The sequence below is a fragment of the Streptomyces sp. NPDC059443 genome, assembly GCF_042750105.1.
Classification (GTDB): domain Bacteria; phylum Actinomycetota; class Actinomycetes; order Streptomycetales; family Streptomycetaceae; genus Streptomyces.
Genome location: NZ_JBHYVM010000030.1, coordinates 1 through 9,804, shown reverse-complemented (window position 1 = coordinate 9,804; position 9,804 = coordinate 1). Strand labels below are relative to the sequence as shown.

At 73.6% G+C, this 9,804-nt stretch carries 6 protein-coding genes and 1 pseudogene; 3 read left to right on the top strand and 4 right to left on the bottom strand.

Annotated features, from left to right (window positions below; translation table 11 throughout):
• From iolB to ACFXDJ_RS25940, 3 genes and pseudogenes are all read left to right on the top strand, one after another.
• A partial coding sequence (gene iolB, locus ACFXDJ_RS25950) for a 5-deoxy-glucuronate isomerase (protein WP_384850402.1) occupies positions 1 to 828 on the top strand: 828 nt, incomplete at its 5' end.
• Positions 825 to 2,715, top strand: a pseudogene (gene iolD / locus ACFXDJ_RS25945) (3D-(3,5/4)-trihydroxycyclohexane-1,2-dione acylhydrolase (decyclizing)). The gene iolB and the pseudogene iolD, both read left to right, overlap by 4 nt.
• Before the next feature lie 11 nt (positions 2,716 to 2,726).
• Positions 2,727 to 4,226, top strand: coding sequence for a CoA-acylating methylmalonate-semialdehyde dehydrogenase (locus tag ACFXDJ_RS25940; protein WP_384663706.1), 1,500 nt, complete (start codon positions 2,727 to 2,729; stop codon positions 4,224 to 4,226).
• 96 nt (positions 4,227 to 4,322) lie between these two features.
• On the opposite strand, the gene ACFXDJ_RS25935 is transcribed toward ACFXDJ_RS25940, so the two are convergent.
• From ACFXDJ_RS25935 to ACFXDJ_RS25920, 4 genes are all read right to left on the bottom strand, one after another.
• Positions 4,323 to 5,561: a hypothetical protein gene (locus ACFXDJ_RS25935; RefSeq protein ID WP_384850399.1), complete on the bottom strand. Its 1,239-nt coding sequence runs from the start codon at positions 5,559 to 5,561 to the stop codon at positions 4,323 to 4,325.
• A 62-nt stretch (positions 5,562 to 5,623) separates the two neighbouring features.
• A complete protein-coding gene (locus ACFXDJ_RS25930) occupies positions 5,624 to 6,667 on the bottom strand; it encodes a WxL protein peptidoglycan domain-containing protein (protein ID WP_384850396.1) in 1,044 nt (347 codons plus the stop codon).
• A 265-nt stretch (positions 6,668 to 6,932) separates the two neighbouring features.
• Positions 6,933 to 8,180 carry a hypothetical protein gene (locus ACFXDJ_RS25925; protein WP_384850393.1) on the bottom strand — a complete coding sequence of 416 codons (1,248 nt, stop codon included), beginning with the start codon at positions 8,178 to 8,180 and terminating at the stop codon, positions 6,933 to 6,935.
• Positions 8,181 to 8,556: 376 nt separating this feature from the next.
• Positions 8,557 to 9,804: S8 family peptidase (locus ACFXDJ_RS25920; protein ID WP_384850390.1), on the bottom strand; the 1,248-nt coding region annotated here is incomplete at its 5' end.

Genomic DNA, 9,804 nt, shown 5'->3' with positions numbered 1-9,804 from the left:
CTCGCCGGGGGGCCCTTTTGGGGGGGGGGGGGGGGGGGGCCCTCCCGGCCCGGGTGCCAACCCCCGCGGGGGGGGGGTCACACTCCAGCCCCGCCGGCGTTTGAGGACCGGGGTCTGGGGCAGGGCCCCAGGAGCGGACCGCAGGTCTTCGAACTGCGGGGCCGACGCGGGGTGTTCGACGGAGTCACCGACTTCGCCTACCTCCCCCGGGACGGAGCCGCCGAGATCCGGGCGAGCGGCGGCGGCCGCTTCGCCCTCGTCGGCGCGCGGTGCGCACGCCGGCTCCCCGCCCGGTACGGGCCCGCCCGGGAGGTCCCGGTGGAACTGCGCGGAGCCGGTACGTGCTCGCGGCAGGTCAACAACTTCGCCGCCGCCGACTCCTTCGACTGCGACCGGCTCATCGCCGTGGAGGTGCTCACACCCGGCGGGAACTGGTCCTCGTACCCGCCCCACAAGCACGACGAGCACCGGCCCGGTGAGGAATCCCGCCTGGAGGAGATCTACTACTTCGAGATCCGGGACCACGAGGGGACGCCCGGCCTCGGCTACCAGCGTGTCAGCCCGTCCCCCGCCGGGAAGACCGACATCCTCACCGAAGTGAGGACCGGGGACACCGTGCTCATCCCGGACGGCTGGCACGGGCCGTCCATCGCCGCGCCCGGCCATGACATGTACTACCTCAACGTCATGGCGGGACCCGGCGCCACCGGCGTGCCCCGGGAATGGCTGATCCGCGATCACCCCGATCACGGCTGGATCCGCTCCACCTGGGCCACCCAGGACGTCGACCCCCGGCTGCCCTTCTACCGCGCGGAGGACCCCGCATGACCCGGACCCCGCCGACGATCCGGCTCACGGTCGCACAGGCCCTCGTCCGGTTCCTCGGCCGCCAGTACACCGAGCGCGACGGGCGGCGCGGCCGGCTGATCGCGGCCACCTGGGGGATCTTCGGCCACGGGAACGTCGCCGGGATCGGGCAGGCGCTGCTGGAGAGCGGCCCGGAGGCCATGCCGTTCCTCCAGGGCCGCAACGAGCAGGCCATGGTGCACGCGGCCGTCGGCTACGCCCGGCAGAGCGGGCGGCTCTCCGCGCACGCCGTCACCACCTCCATCGGACCCGGGGCGACCAACCTCGTCACCGGGGCGGCGCTGGCCACCATCAACCGGATCCCCGTCCTCCTGCTGCCCGGGGACACCTTCGCCACCCGCCCCGCCGACCCCGTGCTCCAGCAGCTCGAAGTCCCCTACGCGGGCGACATCTCCGTCAACGACACCCTGCGGCCCGTTTCGCGCTACTTCGACCGGATCACCCGTCCCGAAGCCCTGATCCCGGCGGCCCTCCAGGCGGTCCGGGTGCTCACCGACCCGGTGCGGACCGGCGCCGTCACCCTGGCCCTGCCGCAGGACGTGCAGGCGGAGGCGTACGACTGGCCGGCGGAGTTCTTCGCCGAGCGGGTGTGGGCCGTGCGCCGCCCCCGCCCCGACCGCTCCGAGCTCGCGCACGCGGCCGAGGCGGTACGGGGCTGCGCGCGCCCGCTGATCATCGCCGGCGGCGGGATCCGGCACAGCGGGGCGCAGGCGGCCCTGGCGGAGTTCGCCGGGGCCACCGGGATCCCGGTGGCCTCCACCCAGGCGGGCAAGGGGGCGCTGGCCTGGGACCACCCCGCCGACGTGGGCGGGATCGGGCACACCGGCACGGCCACCGCCGACGCGCTGGCCCGAGAGGCCGATCTGGTGATCGCCGCCGGGACCCGGCTGACGGACTTCACCACCGCCTCCTCGACCCTCTTCCGCCGGCCCGGCGTCCGGTTCCTCGGGCTCAACCTCGACCCGTACGACGCCCACAAATACGCCGCCCGCCCCTTGGTCTGCGATGCGCGAGTGGGCCTGGAAGACCTCCGGGACGCGCTTTCCGGGTACCGCGTGGACCCCGGGTACTTGTCGGCGTACGAAGAGAAGAAGAAGGAATGGGAGCTGCTGGTCGACCGGGCCTGCGCGGCTCCCGACGAGGACGACCTCCCGACGCAGGCCCAGGTGCTCGGGCTGCTCGACGGGCTCGTGGACGACACCGACATCCTGATCAACGCCGCCGGCTCGCTCCCCGGGGACCTTGCACAAGCTGTGGCGGACCCGGTCCCGGGACCAGTACCACGTGGAGTACGGCTACTCCTGCATGGGCTACGAGATCCCGGCCGCGATCGGGGTGGCGCTGGCCGCGCCCGGCCGCCCCGTGTGGGCGCTGGTCGGCGACGGGACGTACCTGATGAACCCCACCGAGATGGTCACCGCCGTGCAGGAGGGGATCCCGGTCAAGGTGGTCGTCCTCGACAACCACGGCTACGCCTCGATCGGAGGTCTGTCGGCGGCGGTGGGCGGCGAGGGGTTCGGGACCGCGTACCGCTTCCGGGCATCGGACGGCTCGTACACGGGGGACCCCCTTCCGGTGGACCTCGCGGCCAACGCGGCCTCCCTGGGGATGGTCGTCATCTGCGCCCGGACCGTGCGTGACCTGCGGAAAGCCCTCGCCGAGGCGCGATCTTCGGACCGTCCCACATGTGTCTACGTGCAGACCCGAACACCCGACACTGTGTCGGGCCCACCCCCGGCGCAGGCATGGTGGGATGTTCCTGTGGCCGAGACCGCGACCCGTGCGGAAGCGGCCCAGGCCCGCGAAGAGTACGACCGGCAAGCCGCGCAGCGACGTCGCCATCTGTGAAGGAGCAAGGCATGAAGACCGTCAACCACTGGATCGGTGGCAAGACCGTCGAGGGCGCGTCGGGCAACTACGGCCCGGTGACCGACCCGGCCACCGGCGAGGTCACCACGCAGGTCGCCCTGGCGTCCGCCGAAGAGGTCGACGCGGCCGTTCAGGTCGCCAAGGAGGCGTTCCTGTCCTGGGGCCAGTCCTCGCTGGCCGCCCGCACCAAGGTGCTGTTCGCCTACCGCGCCCTGCTGGACGCCAACCGCGACGCGATCGCCGAGCTGATCGTCGCCGAGCACGGCAAGGTCCACTCGGACGCGCTGGGCGAGGTGGCCCGCGGCCTGGAGATCGTCGAGCTGGCCTGCGGGATCACCGTGCAGCTCAAGGGCGAGCTGTCCACGTCCGTCTCCAGCCGCGTGGACGTCTCCTCGATCCGCCAGCCGATCGGCGTGGTCGCGGGCATCACCCCGTTCAACTTCCCGGCGATGGTGCCGATGTGGATGTTCCCGCTGGCCGTGGCCTGTGGCAACACCTTCATCCTCAAGCCGAGCGAGAAGGACCCGTCGGCCTCCACCCTGCTGGCCCAGCTGGCGAGCCAGGCCGGTCTGCCGGCGGGCGTGCTGAACGTGGTCCACGGTGACAAGGTCGCCGTCGACGCGCTCCTCGCGCACCCCGACATCGCGGCCGTCTCCTTCGTCGGCTCGACCCCGATCGCCCGCCACATCCACACCACCGCCTCCGCCAACGGCAAGCGCGTGCAGGCCCTGGGCGGCGCCAAGAACCACATGCTGGTGCTGCCGGACGCCGACCTGGACGCGGCCGCCGACGCGGCGGTCTCCGCGGCCTACGGCTCGGCCGGCGAGCGCTGCATGGCCATCTCCGCCGTGGTCGCGGTGGGCTCCATCGCGGACACGCTGGTGGAGAAGATCCGCGAGCGGGCCGAGAAGATCAAGATCGGTCCCGGCAACGACCCGACCTCCGAGATGGGCCCGCTGATCACCGCCGCCCACCGCGACAAGGTCGCCTCGTACGTCAAGGGCGCCGCCGCCCAGGGCGCGGACGTGATCCTGGACGGCACCGGCTACACCGTCGAGGGCAACGAGAACGGCCACTGGATCGGCCTCTCCCTGCTGGACAACGTCAAGACCGACTCCGACGCCTACCGCGACGAGATCTTCGGGCCGGTGCTGTGCGTGCTGCGCACCGAGACCTACGAGGAGGGCCTGGCGCTCATCAACGCCTCGCCGTTCGGCAACGGCACCGCGATCTTCACCCGCGACGGCGGCGCCGCCCGCCGCTTCCAGCTGGAGGTCGAGGCCGGCATGGTCGGCGTCAACGTCCCGATCCCGGTGCCGGTGGGCTACCACTCCTTCGGCGGCTGGAAGGACTCCCTCTTCGGGGACCACCACATCTACGGCAACGACGGCATCCACTTCTACACCCGCGGCAAGGTCGTCACGACCCGCTGGCCCGACCCGTCGGACGCCCCGGCGGGCGTGGACCTCGGGTTCCCGCGCAACCACTGACCGGACGCACCTCCCGCAGGACTGCTCGCCCCCCGCAACCCTCACCGCGGGGGGCGAGCCCCGTTTCCGCCCGGCGGGGGCGGGGCGGAAACGGGGTCAGAGCAGGGACCAGACGTCCGCCGCCGCCGTCGTGGACCAGACCGCGTCGCCGTGGCCGTAGCCCGGGACGAGGGTGAAGCTCACGCGTCCGTTGCCGCCCGCGCGGATCAGTGCGGCGCCGCGCGAGTGGTCGCCGCGGCCCAGCTCGGTGTTGATCCACACCACTTCCGCGCGGATCCGGTCCCAACCGATCGCGTACGTCTTCTCGTCGCCCGCCCAGAGCGCCGCCAGATCCCGCATCAGGGCGGTCGGGATCAGCCCGCTGCCCAGGGAGGCCATGGCCGCGTGCCAGGTGGCGAGCGGGGTGTGGGTCAGGGTGAAACGGTCCTCGGCCGGGGTCCCGCCGAAGGTGTAGGAGCCCGCGCTGTGGCCCTGGGCGTAGAACGAGCTCGCGGGGCCGTGCAGCACCGAGGTGCGGATCAGCGCGAAGTGGGCGAGCCCGGCGTTGGTGAAGCGCAGCGCGGGATCCGGCGGCCAGGGGACCGGGGAGGGGGCCTGCGGGTCGGTGACGGCCCGCGCGATCAGCGCCGCGAGGCCGGGGTCCGTCGCGTACGTGCCCTGCGCGAGCTGGGCTTCGTACGCGTCCCGGGCCAGTGCCGCCCGTACGGCCGTCTCGCCGGTGCACGGACCGGTCGTGTCCAGGACCACCACCCGGGTCAGCCGCGGCGAGGGGTCGTGCGAGGCCGCGTCCAGTGCGAGGGCGGCCCCGGTGGAATGCCCGGCGTACTGGTACGGCAGCCCGAGTACGCGGTCCAGCGCCGCCACGACTGCGGCCAGATCCCGGCGGTGCGCCGCGAGTCCCCGGTCGGCGGTGACCTCGGCCGCGGTGGCGGCGTCCTCGCGCGGGGTGACGCCGACGACCAGCAGGCCCTGGCGGAGCAGGTGATGGGCGAGGCCGGGGGAACTCGGCGAGGTCGGCGGGGCCGGGGTACAGAAGTCGGCGGAGAAGTTCAGGCCGCCGCCCGGCAGGAGGTACGCGATCCCGTGCGGAGCCCGCCGCGGGTCCGCGAGCACGTCCACCGTGACCGGAGCGGGGCCGTCGTCTTCGAGCGGGAGGGTCAGCCGGATCCAGCCGTCGCCCGGCAGGTACGCGGCGGTCCCGGTGCCCAGCGTCCGCTCGATGCGGGTCAGCAGCCCGATCCCGTGGGGGGCGGGATCCGGTCCCGCCGGCCCGTCCGCGGATGCCTGCTCGCGAACCGGCCGACCAGGCCGTTCTCCGCCGTGCTGTCGTTCCATCGGTGGTGCCTCCCCCTAGCGGGTGATGGCCGGATGCCGTCGCCTGGGGACACCTTTACCGGTCAGCGGGCTTCAGCCAAGTCCGGGACGGATTCCGGCTCTTCGGCCCCGGCCCGGCGGCGCCGGCGCAGCACCCGCAGGGCGATGGCCGCCCCCGCCAGCACCAGGACGGCGCCCAGGGCGGGCCACGGAACGGCGAGGAAATCCGTAGCGGATTCGGACACGAGGTCGGGGTAGGCCGAGGCGCCTGCCGTGATGTGGACCGTGACCCAGTCCGACTGCGGGGCGTCGGCCCACTCCTCGGTCAGCTCGATCCGCTGGCCCGGCAGCAGCACCAGCTTCAGCTCGCGGGCCGGCCGGTCCAGGACGCTCCGGCCGAAGAGGCCCTCGGCGGAGACCGTCACCTTCGGCTCGACGACCACGTTGCCCCGGTTGACCAGCGAGTAGGCGATCTTCGCGTGGGCGTCCTTGACCCAGGGCAGCAACGGGGCCGCCCGGCTCACCTTCACGTCCTCCACGCTCAGCCCGGGGGTCACCGGTCCGGGAACCCGGAAGTAGAGCCGCGCTCCGACCTGGCGCTTCACCCCGACCTTGACCTTGCCCTCTTCCTGGATGCCCTCCACGGCGGTGTTGAGGGCGACGATCCCGCCCACGTGGTCACCGGGGGTCGCGTCCGCCGGGACCTTCACCGAGAACGGGACGTCCTTGCGACCCTTGGCCGGCACGGTGACCGTGCCCTTCGTCTCGGGCGGCAGGGCTATCCACGTGCCGACGTCCTTGGGCTTCGTCTCGACCGGCAGCAGCGCGAAGCCGCCGCCTACCGGGGTGTTCACGGCGTCGGTGGCGAAGATCTGGAACGTCATCTCCTTGTCGGAGGAGTTCACGATCGTCGCGCTGTCCTCGACGGTGGTTCCGGCCGCGCCCTGGTGGAAGAAGTACGCGCGGTCGGTCATCGCGGCGCCGGCGGGCGGGGTCGGGAAGACGCCCCAGGTGCCGTTGTCCGCGGCCGTCGCGGTGGCCGCGGTGAGCAGGCCCGTACCCAGCAGCAGGAGCGTGACGAGCAGACCGTAGAGAGGGGTGCGGGTGCGGCGGGTGCGGGTGCGCATGGGCGGTTCTCCAGTCGGCGCGGACGGGGGCGGAGCGCGGAAGGGCGGGGGAGCGCGGAAGGGTGGTGGGGGGGGGGGGGGGCCGCGCGGCCCCCCGGGCGGGGCCCCCGGGCGGGCGGGCGCGGGGGGAGGCGGGGGGCCCGGGTCGGGTGCAGGCCGGGGGGGGGCGGGGGGGGGGGGGGGGGGGGGGGGGGGGGGGGGGGGGGCGGGGGGCCGCCCCCCCCCCCCCCCCCCCCCCACCCGGGTTGGAACGGGGTCGTACGGGTCAGGCGATGGAGAAGGTGACGACCGACTCGTAGGCGTCCGCGAACATGAACGGCGGGAGCTGGATCATTCCGGCACCGCCGACCTCGAACTCGCCACCGGTCAGGTTGTCCCCGCCCGCGGCCTGCGAGGCGATCTTCATCGGGGTGTCGGAGATCGCACCGGGGGTACCGGCGGTGCAGGTGCTCGGGCTGTCCGCGTTGGTCACCTTGCAGGTCGGCTGGATGCCGATCTGCGCCTTGGCCATGGCGTGGCCGGTGACCTCGTTCAGGAACGGCGTACGGGTCGCCGAGACGTCCCAGCCGAGGGTCCCGCCGCGGAAGTCCTGGACGGCCATCGCGGTGAACTGGCCGACGACGGACTGGGACTTGCCGTTGATGGTGACCTTGCCGAAGCTGACGGCCGGGTTGCCCGCCTGCGGGCCGATGGCCAGCGGGCCGGGCAGCACCTCGACGTCGACCGGGTTCTTCACACCGGGCTGGTCGACGACGAAGACGAAGTCCTTGTACGGGGCGATCGAACCGTCGATCTTGATCTGATCGGCGGCCTTGGTGACGGTGATGTTGCAGGTCGCGACGCCGGCCGCGGTGGCCGTGCCGGTACCCGTGTCACCGGTGGCGACGCCGGCCTTGAGCGCGGAGCAGGTGACCGCTCCCGCCGGGAAGTTGGCGCCCGTGACGGTGACCGCGGTGCCGGCCTTGCCGCTGTTGGGCGTCAGCTTGGTGGTGATGGGGTCCTTGGGCAGGGCCGCCACGGCGACGGAGCCGACCGAGGCGCTCGGACGCGGCACCGGGGTGCAGGTGGTGGTGAAGACCGAGCCGGAGAGGCTCGCGTCGGTCACCGCCTGGTCCAGGGCGACGTCGACCGTGGTGCCCTCGGTGCCGTCCGGGATCTTGATGGTGCCGGAGAATCCGGCCGGGTCGAGCGGCTGTCCGGCGACCACGTTGACGGTCTCGGGCGGGCTGGTGACCGTTTGGAGGGTCGACCCGACCTTGAGGGTGATCTTCGAGACGTTCGTCGTGGTGACGGAGAAGGCCGGGATCACCGGGCTCGCGCCCGGGTCGATGGCGATCGGGACCACGTCGCCGGCCTTGGCGCCGTCCGGCAGGGTGATCGTGAAGTTCTGGGGGCCCTTGGCGCCCGCCTGGGGCGCCGGCGCGGCGCAGTCCATCGTGATGGATGTGGTCTTGGTCGCGGCCTGCGCGGAGCCGGCCAGACCCACCACGCCACCGGTCAGGGCGAGGGACAAAGCGCCCGCCCCGGCCAGAACTCTTCGTCGGTACGTTGTACTCACTGGGTCGCGACTCCTTCGTCATACGAACCCTCCCCCCACCCGCTGTGTGGGGGAGGCCGAGCCGGTGCGGTGGCCGACATTGACGCGTCGCGCGATGGAGAAGTCAATGGCTTGCTTTCGCCCGAAGCACACAGAAATTGATGTGCCATCAGGCCGGGTGGTGAACCGGCAGGGATACCGACCGGACGGTGAGCTGAGCGGGTGGGGCGGATGGGGCTGCCGGAGGCTCCCGCTCCGGGGCTGGTCCGGGCTTCGGCGCGAGCGGACCCGGCCCCCGGCGGCTCCCCGCCGGGGCGGGCGGGGACGCCGCCGGCGGGTGTCCCCGTACGGGCTACTTGGCGGCCGGGACGTGCAGCAGGAGGTTCGGCGTCCCGGCGGGCAGGCCCGTGATCCGGTCCGGCACGGCGCTCCGTACGAGAGTTTCGGCCACCTGCGCGGGCGTCTTGCGCGGGCCGCCCGCCGCGAGGCCCTCATCCAGCACCAGGGCGGCGACGCCCGCCGCGTGCGGGGCCGCCATGGAGGTGCCGGAGGCGCGGGCGAGGGCGGTGGCGGAGCCCTTCCAGGCCGAGGTGACGGCCACGCCCGGGGCGGAGAGGTCCACGCAGCTGCCGTAGTCGGAGAAGGACGCCCGCCGGTCGTCGGCGTCGGTCGCGCCCACGGTGATCGCCTGCGGGACGCCGGCCGGGGATCCGGCGCAGGCGTTCTCGCCGGCGTTGCCGGCCGCGACGGTGAAGGTGATCCCGGAGGCGATCGCCCGCGTCACGGCCCGGTTCAGGGTGAAGCTGTAGCTGCCGCCCAGGCTCATGTTGGCCACGGCCGGGACGCCCGGCGACCTGAGGGAGTCCCGCACCACCCAGTCGATGCCGCCCACGATGGCCGACAGGGTCGCTTCCCCGCGGCAGTTGGCAACCTTCACGGCGACGAGCGAGACCCCCTTCGCGACCCCGTACGTGGCCCCGCCGACGGTCCCCGCGACGTGCGTGCCGTGGCCGTTGCAGTCCGTGGCGCTCTCCGTGAACACCGCGTTGGCGCCCCAGCGGGCGCGGCCGCCGAACTCCTGGTGCAGGGTGTTGATCCCGGTGTCCACGATGTACGCGGTGACCCCCTCCGCCTTCGTCGGGTACGTGTACGAGCCGTCGAGCGGGAGCCCGGTCTGGTCGAGCCGGTCCAGCGACCAGGGCGCGGGCGTCTGTACGAGGGGCTGTGCCTCGGTGTCGTTGATCCGGAAGACCGCGTCGGGCTCCACGGCGGCGACCCGGGGATCGGCGGCGAGTTCGGCGGCGCGGGCCGCGGTGGTGCGCAGCGCGAAGCCGTTCAGCGCGGTGTCGAAGACGGTCCCGACCCGGCCGCCGGAGGCCTCGGCCTCGGCGGCGAGAGCGCGGGTGGAGGCGAGGGCGGAGACGCGGGAGGAACTGTCCTTGAGGACGACCACGTAGGGGGCGGTGGGGGTTTCGGCGTCGGCGGCGGCCGCCGCGGCGGCATGGGGCGCCCCCGCGGTGGGCCCCCCCCCCCCGGCGGCGGCCGGGGGGCTGTCGCGGATACGGGAGAAGACGCCCAAGCACGGGGGGGCCCCGGCCCC

Coding starts and splice junctions, on each gene's coding strand:
- ACFXDJ_RS25935 (WP_384850399.1), bottom strand. CDS start 5,561: ATGGAACGACAGCACGGCGGAGAACGGCCTGGTCGGCCGGTTCGCGAG.
- ACFXDJ_RS25940 (WP_384663706.1), top strand. CDS start 2,727: ATGAAGACCGTCAACCACTGGATCGGTGGCAAGACCGTCGAGGGCGCG.
- ACFXDJ_RS25930 (WP_384850396.1), bottom strand. CDS start 6,667: ATGCGCACCCGCACCCGCCGCACCCGCACCCCTCTCTACGGTCTGCTC.